19 protein-coding genes are annotated in these 20,031 nt (G+C 56.9%); 7 read left to right on the plus strand and 12 right to left on the minus strand.

Annotated elements, in window-relative coordinates:
* The first annotated feature begins 49 nt into the window (after positions 1-49).
* Positions 50-718: a Crp/Fnr family transcriptional regulator gene (locus DL239_RS10070; RefSeq protein ID WP_167683881.1), complete on the plus strand. Its 669-nt coding sequence runs from the start codon at positions 50-52 to the stop codon at positions 716-718.
* A gap of 277 nt (positions 719-995) precedes the next feature.
* On the opposite strand, the gene DL239_RS10075 is transcribed toward DL239_RS10070, so the two are convergent.
* The 6 genes from DL239_RS10075 to rpiA form a co-directional block, all read right to left on the minus strand.
* Positions 996-2,531, minus strand: a complete 1,536-nt coding sequence (locus DL239_RS10075) for a Do family serine endopeptidase (RefSeq protein WP_167683882.1) — start codon at positions 2,529-2,531, stop codon at positions 996-998.
* Between the two features lie 209 nt (positions 2,532-2,740).
* Entirely contained in the window at positions 2,741-2,935 is a 195-nt protein-coding gene (locus DL239_RS10080) for a DUF2065 domain-containing protein (protein ID WP_167683883.1), read from the minus strand.
* Complete coding sequence (hflC, locus tag DL239_RS10085; RefSeq protein WP_167683884.1) at positions 2,935-3,813, minus strand: protease modulator HflC; 879 nt, start codon at positions 3,811-3,813, stop codon at positions 2,935-2,937. Before hflC ends, DL239_RS10080 begins: the two co-directional genes overlap by 1 nt.
* Positions 3,813-4,967 (minus strand): FtsH protease activity modulator HflK, encoded by a 1,155-nt coding sequence (hflK, locus tag DL239_RS10090; protein ID WP_167683885.1) that lies wholly within the window; start codon positions 4,965-4,967, stop codon positions 3,813-3,815. Before hflK ends, hflC begins: the two co-directional genes overlap by 1 nt.
* A 68-nt stretch (positions 4,968-5,035) precedes the next feature.
* Positions 5,036-6,394 carry a glutathione-disulfide reductase gene (gene gor, locus DL239_RS10095; RefSeq protein ID WP_167683886.1) on the minus strand — a complete coding sequence of 453 codons (1,359 nt, stop codon included), beginning with the start codon at positions 6,392-6,394 and terminating at the stop codon, positions 5,036-5,038.
* A gap of 587 nt (positions 6,395-6,981) precedes the next feature.
* Positions 6,982-7,770, minus strand: coding sequence for a ribose-5-phosphate isomerase RpiA (rpiA, locus tag DL239_RS10100; RefSeq protein WP_167683887.1), 789 nt, complete (start codon positions 7,768-7,770; stop codon positions 6,982-6,984).
* A 311-nt stretch (positions 7,771-8,081) separates the two neighbouring features.
* Here rpiA and DL239_RS10105 point away from each other — a divergent pair, with 311 nt between their 5' ends.
* The 3 genes from DL239_RS10105 to DL239_RS10115 all read left to right on the plus strand — a co-directional run bounded on the left by DL239_RS10105 (position 8,082) and on the right by DL239_RS10115 (position 11,156).
* A complete protein-coding gene (locus tag DL239_RS10105; RefSeq protein WP_167683888.1) occupies positions 8,082-8,789 on the plus strand; it encodes a glutathione S-transferase family protein in 708 nt (235 codons plus the stop codon).
* Positions 8,789-10,162 (plus strand): L-serine ammonia-lyase, encoded by a 1,374-nt coding sequence (locus DL239_RS10110; RefSeq protein WP_167683889.1) that lies wholly within the window; start codon positions 8,789-8,791, stop codon positions 10,160-10,162. Before DL239_RS10105 ends, DL239_RS10110 begins: the two co-directional genes overlap by 1 nt.
* 61 nt (positions 10,163-10,223) lie before the next feature.
* Positions 10,224-11,156: a DMT family transporter gene (locus DL239_RS10115; RefSeq protein ID WP_167683890.1), complete on the plus strand. Its 933-nt coding sequence runs from the start codon at positions 10,224-10,226 to the stop codon at positions 11,154-11,156.
* On the opposite strand, the gene DL239_RS10120 is transcribed toward DL239_RS10115, so the two are convergent.
* Positions 11,122-11,784, minus strand: coding sequence for a thiamine diphosphokinase (locus DL239_RS10120; protein ID WP_167683891.1), 663 nt, complete (start codon positions 11,782-11,784; stop codon positions 11,122-11,124). The genes DL239_RS10115 and DL239_RS10120 overlap by 35 nt on opposite strands.
* A gap of 147 nt (positions 11,785-11,931) precedes the next feature.
* On the opposite strand from DL239_RS10120, the gene DL239_RS10125 reads away from it, so the two are divergent.
* Complete coding sequence (locus tag DL239_RS10125) at positions 11,932-14,253, plus strand: chemotaxis protein CheA (protein WP_167683892.1); 2,322 nt, start codon at positions 11,932-11,934, stop codon at positions 14,251-14,253.
* A gap of 68 nt (positions 14,254-14,321) precedes the next feature.
* Here DL239_RS10125 and DL239_RS10130 read toward each other — a convergent pair whose 3' ends face one another.
* The 5 genes from DL239_RS10130 to nthA all read right to left on the minus strand — a co-directional run bounded on the left by DL239_RS10130 (position 14,322) and on the right by nthA (position 17,641).
* Positions 14,322-14,561: a DUF2842 domain-containing protein gene (locus DL239_RS10130; RefSeq protein ID WP_167683893.1), complete on the minus strand. Its 240-nt coding sequence runs from the start codon at positions 14,559-14,561 to the stop codon at positions 14,322-14,324.
* Positions 14,561-15,856 carry an adenylosuccinate synthase gene (locus tag DL239_RS10135; RefSeq protein ID WP_167683894.1) on the minus strand — a complete coding sequence of 432 codons (1,296 nt, stop codon included), beginning with the start codon at positions 15,854-15,856 and terminating at the stop codon, positions 14,561-14,563. Before DL239_RS10135 ends, DL239_RS10130 begins: the two co-directional genes overlap by 1 nt.
* A 152-nt stretch (positions 15,857-16,008) precedes the next feature.
* Positions 16,009-16,344 carry a nitrile hydratase accessory protein gene (locus tag DL239_RS10140; protein ID WP_167683895.1) on the minus strand — a complete coding sequence of 112 codons (336 nt, stop codon included), beginning with the start codon at positions 16,342-16,344 and terminating at the stop codon, positions 16,009-16,011.
* Positions 16,341-17,030, minus strand: a complete 690-nt coding sequence (gene nthB, locus DL239_RS10145) for a nitrile hydratase subunit beta (protein WP_167683896.1) — start codon at positions 17,028-17,030, stop codon at positions 16,341-16,343. The genes DL239_RS10140 and nthB overlap by 4 nt, the downstream gene beginning before the upstream one ends.
* Entirely contained in the window at positions 17,027-17,641 is a 615-nt protein-coding gene (gene nthA / locus DL239_RS10150; RefSeq protein WP_167683897.1) for a nitrile hydratase subunit alpha, read from the minus strand. The genes nthB and nthA overlap by 4 nt, the downstream gene beginning before the upstream one ends.
* Before the next feature lie 162 nt (positions 17,642-17,803).
* On the opposite strand from nthA, the gene secG reads away from it, so the two are divergent.
* Positions 17,804-18,169, plus strand: a complete 366-nt coding sequence (gene secG / locus DL239_RS10155; protein ID WP_167684003.1) for a preprotein translocase subunit SecG — start codon at positions 17,804-17,806, stop codon at positions 18,167-18,169.
* A 171-nt stretch (positions 18,170-18,340) separates the two neighbouring features.
* Positions 18,341-19,984, plus strand: a complete 1,644-nt coding sequence (gene pyrG / locus DL239_RS10160; RefSeq protein ID WP_167683898.1) for a CTP synthase — start codon at positions 18,341-18,343, stop codon at positions 19,982-19,984.
* The last annotated feature ends 47 nt before the right edge of the window (positions 19,985-20,031 follow it).

Consider the following 20,031-nt stretch of genomic DNA (forward strand, 5'->3'; position numbering starts at 1 on the left):
ACATCACTGACGGCGTTCACATGGCGCGACTTACGAAACGGAGACTCAGATGCCACTTGACCACCTGCCGCACACCGGGTTCCTGTCGGGAATTTCCGCAGGACTGAGAAAGATGCTGGAAAGCCAGGCAACCGAGGTTCGGCTGGATGTCGGTGAAGTGCTGTTTGAACAGGGCGATCCGGGTGATGCGCTGTTTGCCATCACCAGCGGCGCGCTTGAGTTTTCGATCCTGTCCGCGGCGGGGCGCAAACTGTCCCTCGACATCATGCGACCCGGCGCCGTATTTGGTGAAATTGCTCTGTTTGACCCCGGTGACCGTACCGCCACCGCTACCGCGCTGGAACCTAGCCGGGTCCTGCGGCTGCGCAACCGGGATGTGCTGTCACAAATTCTGCGCCACCCCGAGCTGGCCGAAGATCTACTACGGCTGGCTGGCCAGCGCATGCGCTGGATGGGAAATCAGTACAACGAGCAGGTCTTTTTGGCGATGCCGGTCCGACTGGCCCGCAAGTTGCTGCACCTGACTTCGGAAACGGGTGACGGCAAACTGGCGCTCTCGCAGTCGGACCTTGCCGAATTCATCGGCGCCACCCGCGAGGCCGTGTCCAAAACGCTGGCCGCCTGGAAACGCGGCGGCGTGATTGAAATCTCTCGTGGGGGAGTGGTCATTTTGGATCGCGCTGCTCTAAGCGGATTGGCCGAACCCGAATTGATCTAACCGAGTTCCGTTGGAAATGACATTCAGTCGAAAAAACTTTTGGTTTTCTTCGCCTCTTGTGACCTGGGTCACAGATCTCTGCGAGGTTTCGGCGCATGGTGAGATCACGGCGGGGCACGCCTGTTCCATCCCGTTGCCCTGCCTCTCCCTATAAGAGCCATGCGCCCCTCGCACATGGCTCTTTTTCTGTTCACAAGGTCGTTGTTCTTAGCTGTCCAAATACCAAAAAAGGCCGGGCGCAATGCCCGGCCTTTTGAACTTAAACGCTGTGACGCGGTTATTCGCCCAAGTTCAGCGCGACAAACCGTGGCTGCCCGCTGCGACGCACCAACAGCAACAGCGACTTACGCCCCGCCTCTTTGGCCTCGGCGATGCGATCTTCGAAATCGTCAATCACGGTCACCTTCTGTTGACCGGCCTCGGTGATGATATCGCCACCGCGCAGACCTTTCTCCCAGGCTTCTGAGGTTTCGTCGACTGATAGAATAACCACACCTTCGGTGCCTTCAGGAGCATTCAACTCGCCAAGCATTTCCTCGGTCAGCATGCCAATGGTCAGACCCAAAAGTTCCTTCTCGGCGACGTCGGGCGTAGCTTCCTCTTCAACGGCTGGGGCTGCGATGTTACGTTCCGCGTCTTCACGCCGTCCCAGAGTAACCAGCAGTGTTTCTGTGCCCCCCTCGCGGTGCACCACAACACGGACAGCTTTGCCAACCTCGGTTGCGCCAACCTGACGAACCAAAGCACGCGTGTCTTTAACGTCAACACCGTCGAAAGTCAGGATCACGTCACCAGCCAGCAAGCCAGCATCTTTGGATGGGCCATCGGGAACATCAGTGACCAGTGCGCCAGCTGCGCTATCCAGCCCCATGGCCTCGGCCAGATCTGCATCAACGTCCTGAATGCGAACACCCAGCCAGCCGCGACGGGTCTCGCCGTATTCTTTCAGCTGATCGACCACTTTGGTTACGACATTGGATGCCATCGAAAATCCGATGCCAATCGAGCCACCATTGGGCGACAGGATCGCGGTGTTCACACCGACCACATCGCCATCCATGTTGAACAACGGCCCGCCCGAGTTGCCGCGGTTGATCGCTGCATCGGTCTGGATGTAATCGTCGTAAGAACCGCTTAGCTCGCGGTTACGAGCAGAAACGATACCGGCAGATACTGAGAACCCCTGCCCCAGCGGATTGCCCATCGCAACAACCCAGTCGCCAACCAGTGCCGTATCACTGTCACCAAAAGTCACAAAGGACAGCGGGATGTCAGCGTCGACCTTTAGCAGCGCGATATCTGTCTTTTCATCGGTGCCGATCAGTTTGGCGGGCAACAATTCAGTGGGCTGACCATCACCGGGGAAGAATTCAATCTCGATTTCATCCGCATCGGCGATTACGTGGTTGTTGGTAACGATGTAACCGTCTTCGGAAATCACAAAACCCGATCCCAGCGCCGAAGAGCGGCGGGGTCTGCGGGGTTCGCTGCCGTTACCATTGCCATTGCCTTCGCCGTTGCGATCCTGAAACTCGCGAAAGAACTCCTCAAACGGCGATCCCTCGGGCACTATGCCCTGCGGTCCGGTCCGGCCTTCGATAACGGTTGTCGTGGTAATGTTGACCACTGCCGGACTGATCTGTTTGGCAAGAGGCGCAAGGCTTTCGGGACGCGCCTGCGCCACCAGTGCCTGCGCCAGAACCATCACTGTGGTCACCAACGCCAGCCACATCAGCCGGGGGCCAGTGGCCGTTCTGTCTTGGCTGATTGAAATCGCTTTTGCCTGAGGCTGCACGGATCTACTCCTTGTCATTGTTGCCATCCTTCTATGCACCAGAACGGGTGGTCCGATACCTAGTCCTAAAGAGGTATGGGAGACAATGTAGTCACTTCGGCGCTTGTCGCAATAAATGTTGCACACTTTCAATTTGAAGTGAGCAAAGTTACAGCCCTGTTTGCGTTATCCGGTCACGGGATGCGCTGAAATCCGCCCATTGCCTGTTTCCCGCTATGTTCAGGCGTTCACGCACCCAGCAGATGTGCAATCCACAACAGGATCAGGCCAAGGACCATCGCCATGGCGCCCACTTGGCGACGCTCTTGCAGGCCAATCTGCCGCATCATCTGCAGCAGTCGTTCAACAAGCGAAGGGGCCAGCACATAGGCCAGCCCCTCTACTAGAAACACCAGCCCGAGGGCCAGAAAGATCATCGCCATCAGTTGGCGTCAACGCCAGCCGAGGACTTCAGGTAGTTGAAGAACTCGGAATCGGGTGACAGCACCATCGAGGTATTGCCTTCCAGCATCGACGCGCGATAGGCGGCCAATGTCCGATAGAATTCAAAGAACTCGACGTCTTCGCCATAAGCTTCGGCAAAGATCGCGTTGCGTCGGGCATCAGCCTGACCGCGAATGATCTCGGCTTCACGCTCGGCTTCGGAAACCAATTCAACCTGAGTACGGTCGGCCTGGGCGCGAACCCGCTGCGCGGCTTCTTTACCACGGGCGATTTCATCCGCAGCTTCCCGCTCACGTTCAGCCCGCATCCGGGCAAAGGTGGCCTCCAAGTTGGCTGTTGGCAGGTCGGTCCGCTTTAGGCGCACATCGATGACTTCCAGCCCCAAACCGCGCGCCTGAGTAATTGCGCTGTTGCGGATACGAAGCATCAGGGTCGCACGATCCGACGACAGGATGTCGTTTGAGCTAACCGAACCCAGAACTTCACGGGTTTCAGCGCGCAGGATCGAATCGAGCCGGTTTTCAGCTACGGCGATGCCACCAGCACCAACCGCTTGACGGAACTGACGAACGTCTGCGATCCGATAACGGGCAAACGCATCAACCACCAGACGGCGATCATCCAGAGGCGTGATCTCCAGTGGGCCAACTTCGCGGCTTAGGATACGGTCATCATAGGTGACGACCTCTTGGATCAGTGGAATTTTGAACGCCAAGCCTGGTTCTTCTTTAACCGAAACAACCCGACCAAATTGCAGAACCAGCGCTTTTTCACGCTCGTCTACGATGAACACTGCCGACAGTATCGCAACAACTGCAAATACCAGAACAGGCAAAAGGAATGTTGATTTCCGCATTAGTTGCCCTCCGTCCGGCGTAATTCATTCAACGGCAGATAGGGCACGACGCCCTGACCGTTACCACCCGAGGTTTCATCCAGGATGACCTTGTCGACCCGGCTTAGAACTTCTTCCATGGTTTCCAGATACAGGCGCTTGCGTGTCACCTCAGGTGCTTTGGAGTACTCTTCCAAAACAGCTGTGAAACGGCTTGCTTCACCTTCGGCTTCGTTCACCACCTGGGCGCGATAAGCTTCGGCTTCTTCGAGTGTCTGCGCCGACTGACCACGTGCACCCGCCAGAATTTGGTTGGCATAGGCATCAGCCTGTTTTTCCAGCCGGTCACGTTCCTGACCCGCGGATTGCACCGCACGGAAGGCGTCTTTGACGGGCTCAGGTGGGTCAGCCTGGTCAAAGTTGACCCGGACGATGTTTACGCCACTGTCATAGCTATCAAGTGTCGACTGGATCAGCTCATTTAGCCGGTCCGAGATGATACCCCGGTCGCGGTTGAGGATCGGAGCCAATTCCGACTGCGCGATGATCTCACGCATGGCCGATTCAGACACCGCCTGAATGGTCTGCTTAGGATCACGCAGATTGAACAGGAAATTGGCCGGATCATTGATGTTCCAGACAACCTGAAAATCAATGTCGATGATGTTTTCATCACCGGTCAGCATCAGCCCGGCATCATTGCCGCGCGCGCCTGCACCAATTGTCTCGGTTTGTTCGACCTTGACCGGAATGACTTCGGCAGTGACCAGTGGCCATGGCGCAAAGTTCAGACCGGGTTCACCAGTGGCCGAGTATTCGCCAAGGAACAGCTCAACAGACTGCTCTTCTGGCTTTACGGTGTAAAAGCTGGCCATGCCCCACAGAACCGCACCGGCAAGAACTGCCAGCCCAACGGTACCTTTGGTAAACATTGGCCCAGCGCCGCCACCCTGACCGCTGCGATTGCCGCCGCCCTGACCACCGCCGCCACGTCCGCCCATCAGCACACGCAGTTGTTCCTGGCCTTTTTTCATCAGCTCGTCGATCTCGGGGATCTGTGGGCTGTCATCATCGGGGCGCTTACCGCCACCGTTGTTGTCGCCACCGTTACCCTTGTTGCCTCCGCCACCGGAAGAGCCTCCGCCCCCCCAGGGGCCACCGCTATTGCCCGACATATGTTCCTATCCCTTACTTACCGCCAAACGCGGCATTTGTGCTAAACTGAGACCTTGGCCGCAAAAATTCAAGCGCTGCGCACAGGTGTTTTCAGTGTTACCAATTCTTCGGACATGGTCGGGTGTACCGCCACTGTCCGATCGAAATCTTCTTTGGTCGCGCCCATCTTGACCGCGATGCCTGCCAACTGGATCATTTCACCCGCGCCCGGTGCCACGATGTGACAGCCCAGAACCTTGCGGCTGGCCTTGCTGACCACCAGTTTCATCAAAACACGTTGCGCGCGGCCTGCAAAGGCCTGTTGCATCGGTTTGAAGCTGGTTGCGTAAACCTCGATCTCTTCAAGCTCCCGCGCCTCTTCCTCGCTTAGGCCCACAGTGCCCATTTCAGGCTGGGTGAAGATCGCAGTTGGAATCAACTCGTGATCAACCTTGGTCGGGTTGGCCTTGAACACGGTTTCAACAAAGGCCATGCCCTCACGGATCGCAACTGGGGTCAGGTTGACCCGGTCTGTCACGTCGCCAATGGCATAGACCGACGGCACGCCGGTCTGGCTGTAGTCATTGACCACAATCTCGCCCTTGCTGCCGCGCTCAATGCCCAGCTCTTCGAGACCTAGGTTATCGGCGTTTGGTGCGCGACCGGTGGCATACATTACCTTGTCGAACAGCTGCTCGTTGCCATGGGTGTCGATCACAAGGATCTTGTCGCCCTCTTGGCGCATCTCGACCACGTTGGTGTTGGTCTGCAGATCAACACCAGCCTCGATCATGCCCTCGGCCACTACGTTACGGGCCTCTTCATCGAACCCGCGCAGGATTTGCGGGCCACGATAGAACTGAGTGGTTTTCACGCCCAAGCCATTCATGATGCCCGCAAACTCAGAGGCGATATAACCACCACCCACGATCAGCAGGGTTTCAGGCATTTTGTCCAACAGGAACATATCGTTCGAGGTCACGGCCAGCTCGGAGCCGGGGAAGTCCGGCACAATCGGGCGACCACCAGTGGCGATCAGGATGTGTTTGGCGGTCTTACGGGTGCCATCCGACAGCTCAACCGTATGGGTGTCGACCAGCTTGGCACGGGCATCAAAGCTTTCGACGCCGTTGTTTTTCAGGATGTTGCGATAAATGCCTTCGAGCCGGTCCAGCTCGGCGTGCAATTTGCCTTTGAAGGTCGGCCAATCGAACGCACCGGGCTGGATATCCCAGCCATAGGCCTGCGCATCTTCGACCATGCCGGAATACTCGCTGGCAAAGACCATCAGCTTTTTGGGCACACAGCCGCGGATCACACAAGTGCCACCGTAGCGGTCTTCCTCGGCCAGCGCCACCTTGGCGCCGTTATCGCCTGCAGCAACACGTGCTGCCCGAACACCGCCGGACCCACCGCCGATAACAAAAAGATCGTAGTCAAAGCTCATTCGCGTCGCCTTCCTTATATCTCGCGCGATCTATCCCACAGGAAAGGCGCAATTACCAGACTCGCAAGTGGGGACGAACTGCATGGTTTCAACCGTGTGGTGTAGGGGATGTCGCAAAGACGTGAAGAGACCGTGAAGAGAGCAAGCTTAACGAACTCCCCCGCAGGACTGACACGCTGTTGCTAGCTGAGCTTCAACCCAATTTCCGCGTCCAATTGTTAAGGTTGAGTTCATCTGCCTCTCACAACTCTGATGAATTGATATATTATGTAGAGCGGCCCTAAGAATACCGCCGCAGTCAAAAAACGACCGCTTAAACCCAAATCCCAACCAAGGGATGGCAAGAAGTATAAAACAACAGCCAGAATGTAACCTTTCAGGTTAATCTTCAGCTGCTCCTTCGCGGAAAGTTTCCGGTACGAAAACACTAGCCACCCTCCTACTATTGGTTTCTGAAGCACCAACTTAGCTGCGTTTCCCGACATTGCCTTACAAAACTATTTCGCACCTCCTGAAACAAAAGTACCGTTGTCATGCAATGAGTTGTGCAAGAATTATCCTTGTCGCACCGAAACTGGGAATTGCCGTCAATCCGCCAGATCCGTAAACAGATTGTCAGTCTCAACAAAATCCAGCCGGTCGTGTTCAACCGTACCCTCATTGATGTCGCGCACCTCGACCTTGCCGTCACCATAGCCGATCACCACGGTGTCACAGATGTCGATGAATAGCCCATTTTCCACCACGCCCGGCATTTGGTTCATCACCAGTGCCAACTGGCGGCAGTTGCCGATGCGTTGCAGGTGAAGGTCCAGAATGTGGTTGCCCTCATCTGTGATAAAGGGACGGTCCCCGTTCATGCGCAGGGTGGCCGAACGGCCCAGAACATCCATCGAAATCAGGGTTTCCTCGATCAGCGCATGGGTGGTCTGCCAGCCAAATGGGATAACCTCGACCGGGAGGGGGAAATGGCCCAGGGTTTCGACCTCTTTACCCACATCAGAAATCACCACCATCTGATCAGATGCCGTCGCCACGATCTTTTCCTGCAACAGCGCACCGCCGCCACCTTTGATCAGGTTCAGGTCACCGTCGAATTCGTCGGCCCCGTCAATGGTCAGATCCAGCCACTTGGCCTCATCCAGCGAGATCACATCAATGCCAACTTCACGCGCCAGTTCGGCAGTGCGGGTTGAGGTTGGAATACCCTTGAACTTTAGCCCTTCGTCACGGACCATTTCGCCCAGACAGCGTACCAGCCAGGCAGCGGTTGACCCGGTTCCCAGCCCAACGCGCATTCCATCTTCGACAAAATCGGCGGCGCGCTTTGCGGCAACAAATTTGGCCTTATCAATGGGGGACAGTTCTCCGGTCATAACAGTGACTCCGTAGGGATGTTTGATCGGTTTATATGCAAACTGAGGCTAGGTTGCGAGGAACAATTCACCCCATCCGTGTTCCTGGTTTTGGCAGGATTGCGATGACGTGTGTATTAGAAAAGGAATACTGCCGCCGAAACCTTCTCCTTTTCACAAATACTCTTTCTCACCCCTTGGATTGCACCGCCACCTATCGTGGTCGTGACAGCTGCCGACAGATCCGCTAGACACGCCCAAATTTCGTGTTTCCGATGGGAAACGACGCATTTGAACATTGGACAGACCAGGCAGTGATTTAGGACTACGCCATGACATCGCGCTATCGCCTTCACTATGCCCCTGACAATGCCTCGCTGATTATTCGGCTGGCACTAGAGGAGTTGGGCCAAGCCTATGAGACCGTGCTTGTGGACCGACAGGCGCAGGTCCAGCGTAGTGCGGCTTACCAGGCGCTTAATCCGAATGGTTTGATCCCGGTGCTGGAAACTCCAGACGGGCCAATTTTTGAAACTGCGGCTATTCTGCTGTGGCTGGCCGACCGCCATGGGGCCTTGGCTCCAGCAGTCGACAGCAACCAGCGGGCCGGGTTCTTGAAGTGGTTGTTCTTCATCTCAAACACCCTGCATGCCGACCTGCGCATTCTGTTCTACCCAGAGCGATACATCGGAACGGACCTGGCCCAACAAAACGAGTTGCGTCGTGTGCAACGCGAACGTCTGCATACCCATCTGAGCATCATTGATGCCGCCGCCGAAGAGAAGTCGCCTTGGCTCTGCGCGGACGCGCCATCGGTTTTAGACCTCTACCTTGCTTGCCTGCTGCGCTGGATAGCGCTTTACCCGGAAGGCAGTGACCGCAGTTGGATGGTGCTTGCCCAATACCCAAACCTGCATGCTATGTGCGCCAAGCTTGAGCTGCGCGCCTCTGTCTCAGCCGCCTGCAACGCCGAAGGCCTTGGCGCGACGCCATTCACCAGCCCGTCTCCTGCCCAACCTCCCGAAGGGACCCCAACATAATGTTCCTCTCTGTTTTTGACATGTTCAAGGTCGGCATCGGCCCGAGTTCATCCCACACAATGGGACCCATGGTGGCGGCGGCCCGCTTTCTGGATGAAATGCGCGCGTCACCGTTTGAATTCCATGGGGTAAAGGCCTCATTGCATGGGTCGCTTGCTTTTACCGGTGTTGGCCATGCTACAGACCGTGCCACCATCCTTGGGCTCGCCGGATTTCAGCCCGAGACCTATGACGACGTCAAAGCCGAAGAGGCCCTGACAGCGATCAACGCCGAGAAGGTCGTTCGACCCGAGGGGTTGGGAGACCTGCGGTTTGATCCTAAAACGGACATGATCTTTGACTACGATCTGGTTCTGGAAGGTCATGCCAATGGCATGATCCTGATGGCGACCGATGCGCAGGGCGATGTAATCCTAAAGCAGGTCTATTATTCGGTTGGTGGCGGATTTGTCCTGACCGAACAGGAACTGGCAGACGGCAAGGACACTGACGATGGTGCCCCGGTCCCCTTTCCTTTCCACTCAGCCGCTGAGATGCTGAAGATGGCGAACTCCAGCGGCAAGAGCATTGCCGGGATGAAGCGGGCGAACGAGATATCTCGCGGCTGTGAGCAAAGTCTGGCTAGGGGCACAGCGCGGCTTTGGCAGGTTATGAATGACTGCATTGAGCGCGGATTGGAGCGCGATGGCATCCTGCCCGGAGGCCTGAACGTCCGTCGCCGCGCCAAGGGTATTCACGATTCGTTGATCGCGGAACGTGGCATGAACCAACCTGCCCCGCATACAATCAACGACTGGATGATCGTCTATGCCATGGCGGTGAACGAGGAAAACGCCGCAGGTGGACAAGTGGTCACCGCCCCCACCAATGGCGCTGCCGGGGTTCTACCGGCAACGTTCCGTTATTATCTGGATCACGTGCCCGGTGCCGCACCCAGCCATGTCGAGGATTTTCTGCTGACGGCCGCCGCAATTGGCGGGCTGGTGAAATACAACGCATCCATCTCTGGTGCCGAGGCAGGCTGTCAGGCAGAGGTCGGATCAGCCGCAGCAATGGCCGCAGCCGCGCTGTGCGCCGTTATGGGAGGCACCCCGGAACAAGTTGAAAATGCAGCGGAAATTGCACTGGAACACCATCTAGGCATGACCTGCGATCCGGTCAAAGGTCTGGTGCAGGTTCCCTGTATTGAACGCAACGGACTGGGCGCGATTAAAGCCGTGTCAGCGGCCTCTTTGGCGCTACGTGGTGACGGGCAGCACTTTGTGCCGCTGGATTCGGTGATCGAAACCATGCGCCAGACCGGGCAGGACATGCATGAGAGATACAAGGAAACCTCGCTTGGCGGGTTGGCGGTCAACATCCCTAACTGTTGAAATGTTGACGCGGATAGCAACCTTTACTTGCAATCGTGTCATTCTGAGCTAGCGTTTAGGAATGACACAAGATCATCCCACACTTGGTATCCTGCTAATGCTGGGATTTTGCATTGTTGCTCCGATGGGTGACGCAGTGGCCAAACTGTTGGGCGGGACTATCCCGTTGGGCGAGCTGCTGTTTGTGCGATTTGCGGTACAAGTCATACTGCTGGCCCCCTTGGTTTGGGTCACTCGCCGTCATTGGCGCATGCGGGGCCGTGTGTTGCAACTGACAATTCTGCGTACCCTGCTTCATATTGGCGGTATCGGCGCCATGTTCACCGCACTGAAATACCTGCCGCTGGCTGACGCCGTTGCAATCGCGTTTGTGATGCCGTTTCTGATGCTGCTACTTGGCAAATATGTGCTTGGCGAAAAAATCGGCATGCGTCGCATAGGTGCCTGCGTTGTTGGCTTTGGCGGGACCCTAATGGTGATCCAGCCCAGCTTTGTCGTGATCGGTTGGCCGGCCCTGTGGCCCCTGTTGATGGCGGTGATCTTTGCCTTCTTTATGTTGGTGACACGGCAAATCGCCAAACAAACCGATCCAATAGGTCTGCAAGCCGTTTCTGGTGTGATGGCCTGTGTGATCCTGACACCTTTGCTACTGATCGGAACCGCGATGGATGTCGCGCCGCTGACCCTGCTCGTCCCAACTGGGCATGATTGGGGGTTGCTGGTGGCCATTGGCGTTTTGGGCACCGTGACACATCTGCTGATGACCTGGAGCCTGCGATATGCGCCGGCCTCTACGCTGGCCTCGATGCAGTATCTGGAGATCCCCATCGCCACACTGTTTGGCTGGCTGATCTTCGACCAGCTCCCCAACACCCTAGCCTCGGTTGGCATTGCCGTAACGATTGCTGCCGGGCTTTATGTCATATTACGCGAACAAATCACCGCCAAACAGCTATGCGCTACCAGCGCCGCGCCTGAGAAATCAGTGGTATAAGGTGTGGCAAGTGGTGTCGCGGTATAATCCCAAGCAGACCAGGCCCATCCAGTGTGAGTGACACCCGGCCTGTGGCCATGTTGGACGTCCCGATTTGGCCCATCGGTGACATCTGCAACCCGTTTATGGGCCACTTTAACCCCGTCGAACACCCGGTGACCTCCCCCATAGGAAACAGGGATACGATGTCACCGGCGCGGGTCGGAAGGTTAATCCGGGGCGGGATATGAAAAACAACTTCATTTTCGCCTAGCACGATACAGGGACTAGCCAAACTTTGAACCAAAGTATTGAATGAAGCCAGTTGATGGTCCACCCTTTCACCTAGAAAGCCAACGGCCAGCACAACCGGAGCTTTTATCTGCCGCAGCGCTTTGTGGAAGTCTGTACTGTCCTGCTCGGCAATTTCGAAAATCTTTTCGGGCGCCAATTGGTTGCGCACTACATTCGATATAGAATCTAGGTCACCGATCACGGCCTGAGGCTCAAACCCGGCAGCAACAGCCCGGTCAGCACCACTATCAGCGGCAACCAGAAAGGGAGCCAAGGATAATGCAAATTCAAGGTCCTGCGGCCCTATTGTACCGCCGCCAACCAGTGTTACTGACTTGCCCTGCTCAACAATCAACGCATTTCCCTCGATATTCCTGCAATTTTAGAAACAAGCCACAATCTGGTCACAAAATCATACGATCAATTGCATGGATTCGGACAGAATTTGACGCTCTGCGCCTATTATGTAAACGGCAATAGCTTTGGCGAGGACAAGATTCCTATGGTACAAAATAACAAAGTTTTAACTGTTTCTTACGGAACTTTCTCTTGCACGCTGGAAGGGTTCGAAGATTCGTTCGACACCATGAAGGCGATCGCTGAGTATTTCCGTGATCTGGCGTCAGATGACCGATACTTTGGCGCCGAACCGCCTCAGCCAGATGCCGAGATGTTGACGCGTATTGCCCAGCGTGAGGTTGACCGTCAGGTCGAGGCCCGCACCAGCGATGGCGCAGTTCACCTGCGCGCTGCGGAACCTGCCCCAATGGCAACACCTGATGCGGCAGAAGTTAGTGCTCCGGATGCTGCAGCTGCGGACCCCGTTAAGATTGCCGAAGCGGTCAAGCCGGAACTCGTGGATGTACCACCACAGACTCAGGCTGAAAGCGCCCTTGCCGAAGCACCAGCGGAGCCCGCCCCTGTCGTTATTGAAACAAGTGCTGAAACACCTGAGCTTACTGAACAGCCCAAGGATGATGGTGTAGACTTGGCCGCGATTGCCGCGGCCGTTGCCGAACCCAAAGCGGTTGAGCTGCCGCCTGTTGAACACCTTGTCGCCACCGACATGGAAGACAGCCAAGGCAATGCAGAAGATGACAGTGATCCTGCCGCAGATAGCATTGCAGCGAAGCTTCAGCGCATTCGAGCAGTTGTTTCCCAAGCCCCCCGTCAGGAAGAGTTCTCAGAAGATGAGCACGCTGAACTGTTCGTCACTGAATCCGCAGTAGATATTGCTGCTGCCATGCGCTCCAACGATGAGGCAGAGCTGGCCGAGGAAGAAGACAATCAGGACCAGGCTGAAATCGCTGAAGCCCTAGAGCGCATTGATCAACGTCAGGCTAGTTCAGATGTGGAGCAACCTGAGGCAGAGGTCGAAGCAGAAGAGGTTGCCGAGGAAGAGCCCAAGGTAGAAGCCGCCGCTGAGGTTGAGCCCGAGATCGTCGCAGAGGTCGAAACTGAAGCTGACGTTGTAGCTGAGGTCGAAGTTGAAGCCGTAGCCGAAGTCGAAACTGAAGTAGAGCCCGAAGTTGAGGTCGCCGCCGAAGCCGAGACTGAAGAAGAACCCGAAGTTGAGGCCAACGCCGAAGCCGAGACTGAAGAAGAATCCAAAATTGAGGCCGTCGCCGAAGCCGAAGAAGAGGCTGAAGTCGAAGCAGAGGTCGAGGTTGCTGCTGAGGCGGAGACCGTCGCCGCGGCTGACAGTGATGACACCAGCCTTTTCGAAGATCTGGCAGCTATATCTAGCGCGGCAGAGTCTGACGACTCAAACGACGACAGCAACATATTGGCCGAAGTGGCCAAACAAACCGAGGTTGCGGAACCTGAAGTCGAAGAGCCCGTAGTCATAAGACCAAGACGCGCCCGGATCGTGCGGGTAAAACGGGCCGATCTTGAGCGGGCTGTCGAATCCGGTGCGCTGGAAGAGGTGGAAGAGGAAAAAGCCGAGCCGGTTCTTAACTCTTCGCTATCCGACGCGGACGAGGCCGAATTGCTACGCGAGCTTGCCGCTGTCGAGGCTGAATTGCTGGCGACAGACGAGGCAGCGGCCGCTGAGCAAGCAGCTGCAGAAGATGAGGCCGAGGAAGAGATCGTAGCCAAGGTTGTGGCAACGCCTTCAAAGCCTGCGATAGCGCGTCCAGTTGCCGAAACTCCGGACAGCGACATATCTCGCCTCATGGACGCAGCCGACGAAAAGCTGGAAGATCCAGAGGCTTCCTCTTCACGCGAGACCTACGACCATCTGCGCGCAGCCATGGCTGCTGCTCAGGCTGACCGGGCCGCAGGGGGCAGCGTTGGATCGGACATTCGCGATGATGAGTATCGTGAGGATCTGGCCAGCGTAGTGCGCCCACGTCGCCCTGCGCCGACCAAGACTGCATCACGACGCCCAGAGCCTGCGCAACGCCCTGCCCCACTGAAACTGGTGGCCGAACAGCGCATTGATGAAGAGCCGGTGAAGAAAGATGGCCCGGTACGGCCCCGCCGAATTGCGTCATCCCAGGTAGATGAAGCTGAGTTTGCCAATAATGGGCGTGAAGGTGGGTTTGCAGAATATGCCACCGAAAGCGGTGCCGTGGAGTTGAATGAACTTCTAGAGGCCGCTGCTTCCTACATGAGCTTTGTTGAAGGTCGCGATCACTTCTCACGTCCGCAGCTGATGAACAAAGTCAAATTGTTGGACAGCGCCGAATTCAATCGTGAAGACGGGTTGCGGTCATTTGGTCTGTTGCTGCGTGAAGGCAAGATCGAGAAGACCAACAATGGTCAGTTCACGGCTTCGGGCCAGATCGGGTTTCGCCCAGGTCAACGCGCCGCAGGCTGAGAATACTCGGCATAAAAGAAAAAAGGCAGGTCTTTCGACCTGCCTTTTTTCTTTGCGATATGCTTGAATCACTCGTCTTTTGGCGCGTCAGGATCGGCCTGCCCAATACCGCGAAACAACGACTTGAACGGCAGGATCCAGATGATCCCCAGCACAACAAAGACCAACAGCTGCAAAACAACCGGATAATCCACCAGGAGTCCGCCCAGCACGGTTGCCACCATGATATAGAGCGGCAACCCGATCAGCAGCACCACAAGGGCCCAGCGACGCCGGGCCTTGTAGCTGAGACCTTTCTTGTCAGCCATCAGTCTTCAAACGGGTCGGTTACCAGAATGGTGTCCTCCCGCTCCGGGCTGGTGGACAGCATGGCAACCGGGCAACCGATCAGTTCTTCGATGCGACGGACGTATTTCACCGCGTTGGCGGGCAGGTCATTCCAGCTGCGCGCGCCTTCGGTTGATTCGCTCCAACCGGGCATCTCTTCGTAGATCGGAGTGCAGCGGGCCTGCTGATCAGCAGCGGTTGGCAGATAGTCCATTTTCGCGCCGTCGAGCTCGTAGCCGGTGCAGATCTTCAAGGTTTCAAACCCGTCAAGGACATCCAGCTTGGTCAAGGAAATTCCGGTCACGCCCGAAGTCACGCAAGTCTGGCGAACCAGAGCAGCGTCGAACCAGCCACAGCGGCGTTTACGGCCGGTTGTGGTGCCGAACTCGTGGCCACGGGTGCCCAAACGGTTGCCGTCGTCATCATCCAGTTCGGACGGGAACGGGCCTTCACCAACGCGGGTGGTATAGGCTTTGACGATGCCCAGAACATAGTCGATCGAGCCTGGGCCAATGCCGACGCCAGTCGAGGCCTGACCTGCGATCACGTTGGACGAGGTCACAAAGGGGTATGTGCCAAAGTCGATATCCAGCAGCGCGCCTTGGGCACCTTCGAACAAGATCCGCTTACCGGCCTTGCGCTTTTCGTTCAGCACTTTCCACACTGGTGCGGCGAACGGCAGGATTTCTGCTGCGATTTCCTCGAGTTGAGCGATCAGCGCGTCACGGTCGACGGCTTCGATACCCAGACCTTTGCGCAGTGGGTCATGGTGCTGCAGAGCACGATCAACACGCGCCTCTAGGGTGGCGTCATCTGCCAGATCCGCAACGCGAACCGAACGACGGCCAACTTTGTCTTCGTATGCTGGGCCAATGCCGCGACCGGTGGTACCGATCTTGGTGCCTTTGCTGGCGGCCTCTTCGCGAGCGCGGTCCAGCTCGCCGTGGATTGGCAGAATCAGCGGAGTGTTTTCCGCGATCATCAGTGTCTCGGGCGAGATTTCCACGCCCTGCTCGCGCACAGTGGCGATTTCTTTCATCAGGTGCCATGGGTCCAATACGACACCATTGCCGATGACCGACAGTTTGCCGCCACGTACAACGCCCGAAGGCAGCGCGTGCAGCTTATAAACTTTGCTGTCGATGACCAATGTGTGGCCCGCGTTATGGCCGCCCTGAAAGCGCGCGATGACATCGGCGCGCTCGCTGAGCCAGTCTACGATCTTGCCTTTTCCCTCGTCACCCCATTGGGCGCCGACTACGACGACATTGGCCATATCTGGTCCTTTTGTATTTGTCTGAAACCGGCCCCCCTATAGCGGTCGAAAGGGGCCAGTGGAACCATAAATGCGTGGCAAGCGTGTCTGGGAGTGCACATTCGCTGAAAACTTGAGCAAAAGCGGTGCGTGCAGGCCCGCATCACCCCAGATCAGGGCGTGTCGAGCCGAACAACAGCACCATGTGGAGTTTCCAGATAGGCACGCTCCCAATCATCGCGCAGGCGGTTCACCTCGAGAGCGGGGGCCACCCCGTCTTCGGCGAGAATCAGTTCAAGCGTCGCCAGCCACGCGTTGAAGTAGTCGTCACCGCCGTCCAGTTCCCGGTCGACCCCGTGTTGTGCCAGAACCGCTGAGAACCGGGTCACCCAGTCAGACCATGTGAAACACCCGCTTTCGTTCAAGGACACTGTCAGCGCAAAGACCTGCGCGTGCCAAGGTTGCAGGAACACGGGGTCAGGAGCGGATACTGTAGGACAGTCGCTCATAGCGGCACCAGATAGCTTTGCCACAAGTCCAAGATAACCTGATCATCGGGGTGCTCTGGGTGAGCCCAGAGCTCGCTGGCGGCGAAACGCACTGCATATAGGGGCTCTGGCGCTTCTCCCAGATCATGGGCATTGCTGTCGGGAAGAACGTGGGTGCCGTGCAGGCGGTGAATATAGCCACGCGCGCCTGCTACATAGGCAGGCAAGCGGGTATGGCCGCCATCGACCAGACGATTGGCAGCCGGATGCTTGCATCGCACCGCTTGGCCCGCCGAAAACTTGGGCTGAGCATCACTATCGCGGTTTGCTGGCCCACCCTTTGCCAGAACTCCGGCAACATTTTCTGCCTTCAGTACTTTGGCAGCGAGTGGATGGGGAGTATCGTCCCCCTGCCCAGCCTCTGGCTCGGCCAGATCATCCCTAGTCAGTACACCGCGTTCGACCAACAGGTCTGCCAAGGCCGCGAGCCAGATCTCATAATACGAAAACCCGGTGTAGTCCTGCGGTGACAGGCATTCGCGGGCGTGGCGTGAAATGTCGATGTTCCATTGCCCCAAAGCCCCGCAAGCCAGTGTCACGGACAGGACCTGAGCGTGCCAATCGGCAGTAAAAACCGGAATATCGGGGGCATCGGGCATGACCGGCCCATCTCCGAATCGCCCGCCCATGTCGTGGACGCGAGTCATGTTGGGGCCTGTACAAGCGCCGTGCCGATCATGCTGTCGCGGGTTACAAGAGCGGCCAATGCGTCGACATCCAGCCCTTCGGTTCCTGCGGGGCGCATTGGGATTACCAGATACCGGACCTCGGCAGTCGAATCCCAGACACGGACGGCTGTTTTTTCGGACAGAGTGACACCAAAATCGGCCAGAACCTTGCGGGGTTCACGCACCACACGGGCACGGTAGGCATCAGACTTATACCAAGCCGGAGGAATCCCCAGCAGCGGCCACGGATAGCAACTGCACAGGGTACACACGACCATGTTGTGAAGGTCCGGCGTGTTTTCGACTACCACCATATGTTCACCCTGACGCCCAAAATACCCCAAGTCCCTCACGGCAGCGGTGGCATCCGCCAGCAAGGATGCGCGGAACTTTGGGTCGCTCCAGGCGCGGGCGACAACCTGCGCCCCGTTTTGCGGCCCTATCTTATTTTGATAGGTATCGACGATCTCATCTAGGGCTGCTGGGTCAATCAGCCCCTTGCGGGTGAGAATCGTTTCCAACGCCTTGACCCGCAATGCAGGATCAGACGGCAATAAGGCATGTGGATGGTCGCTGTGATCATGGGGCATGCAATCAGAGTGCGAATTTGTTTGCCACCTGTCCAGCCCCATTGCCGTTTGCCAACAGGGGGAATGCGCCTTCTCGCCTGCAATAGGTAAACTCGGCTCTTGCCCCTCTGCGCAAACTTGCCTACATACCGGCCGATACTCAGCCAAATGCCGCAGGGACCCATGGAAAACGTTGTTCTAATTATTCACCTTTTTCTGGCCCTTGGCCTGATCGCAGTTGTTCTGTTGCAACGGTCCGAAGGCGGCGGCCTTGGCATGGGTGGCGGAGGCGGTGGCGCAATGTCTGGCCGCTCGGCCGCGACAGCAATGAGCAAAGTGACTTGGCTGCTTGCCATTGCGTTTATCATCACCTCGATCACTCTGACCATTCTGGCCGCGCAAAAGTCCGCTGGCTCGTCGGTTCTGGATCGCACAGACGTACCTGCAGCCACCGAAGGCGCACCGGCTGTACCAAGCGTTCCGGGTGGTCTGCTGACACCGCCACCAGCCGAAGGCGACAATGCGCCACTGGTTCCAAGCGCAGACTGAACTACCATACCTAGACGGGGAATTTGAGCCGCAACAGCATCTTGCGGCTCCCTTGCGTTGTTCGCGCGAATCCTTTACTAGTGAAGTCCCGTGATGCTTTGGTTTTTCGGAACCTATTTGGGCACCTGAATTCTTATTTCTACATGACTTCTCACGGGGGCAGCCGACACAATGGCGCGTTATATCTTCATTACTGGTGGGGTGGTCTCCTCCCTTGGCAAAGGTCTGGCTTCGGCGGCTTTGGGCGCGCTGTTACAGGCCCGTGGCTATTCCGTACGTCTGCGCAAGCTGGACCCCTATCTGAACGTCGATCCGGGCACGATGAGCCCGTTTGAACACGGCGAGGTCTTTATCACCGATGATGGTGCCGAGACTGATCTGGATCTGGGCCACTACGAACGGTTCACAGGCGTTGCCGCCCGCAAGACCGACTCGATCTCATCCGGTCGGGTCTATTCCAACGTGTTGGAAAAAGAACGCCGTGGCGACTACCTTGGTAAAACCATTCAGGTAATTCCGCACGTCACCAACGAGATCAAAGACTTCCTTGATATCGGCGGCGACGAAGTTGATTTCATGCTGTGTGAAATTGGTGGCACTGTTGGCGACATCGAAGGCCTGCCGTTCTTTGAAGCCATCCGCCAGTTTGGCCAGGACAAACCGCGCGGCCAGTGTATCTACATGCACCTGACGCTACTGCCCTATATCAAGGCAAGCGGCGAACTGAAGACCAAGCCGACCCAGCACTCGGTCAAGGAACTGCGTTCCATTGGTCTGGCGCCAGACATTCTGGTGTGCCGCTCCGAAGGACCAATTCCAAAGAAAGAGCGCGAGAAGCTGGCGCTGTTCTGTAACGTACGCCCTGACAGTGTGATTGCAGCGCAGGATCTGAAGTCGATCTACGAAGCCCCACTGGCCTATCACCGTGAAGGCATGGATCAGGCGGTTCTGGATGCCTTTGGCATCGCCCCTGCCCCCAAGCCAAACCTGGCGCGCTGGGATGATGTTGCTGACCGGATCTACAATCCTGAAGGCGAAGTCAAAATCGCTATCGTCGGCAAATACATCCAACTGGAAGATGCCTATAAATCTGTGGTCGAGGCACTGACCCACGGTGGCATGGCCAATCGGGTCAAGGTCAAGATCGAGTGGGTCGACGCCGAAACCTTTGACACTGAAGACGCCACCCCACACCTGCAGGGCTATCATGCGATTCTGGTTCCCGGCGGATTTGGCGAACGTGGCACCGAAGGCAAGATCAAAGCCGCGCAATACGCCCGTGAGCACAATGTGCCCTATCTGGGCATTTGCCTAGGGATGCAGATGGCCGTGATTGAGGCCGCGCGCAATGTGGCTGGCATTTCCGAGGCAGGCTCGGAAGAGTTTGATCACGAGCTGGGCAAGAAACGCTTTGAGCCGGTTGTCTATCACCTGAAGGAATGGGTGCAGGGCAACCACAAGGTTCAGCGTCAGGCGGACGATGACAAGGGCGGCACCATGCGTCTGGGTGCCTATGATGCCACCCTGGCCGAAGGGTCGAACGTGGCAAAGGTCTATGGCGGCACTCACATCGAAGAACGCCACCGTCACCGTTATGAGGTCGACATCAAGTACCGTGACAAGCTGGAGGCCGCTGGTCTGCGGTTCTCGGGCATGTCGCCGGATGGTCGTTTGCCCGAGATTGTTGAGTGGGCAGATCACCCGTGGTTCATCGGTGTTCAGTTCCACCCGGAACTGAAGTCCAAGCCGTTTGCACCACATCCGCTGTTCAGCGATTTTGTGCGCGCAGCAATCGATACCTCGCGTCTGGTCTGACCCCAAGCGCGGTGTGTGCAAACGCGCTCACCACCCTAATTAGATAC

This window comes from Parasedimentitalea denitrificans, assembly GCF_011813015.1.
In the GTDB taxonomy this organism is placed as follows: Bacteria; Pseudomonadota; Alphaproteobacteria; order Rhodobacterales; family Rhodobacteraceae; genus Parasedimentitalea; species Parasedimentitalea denitrificans.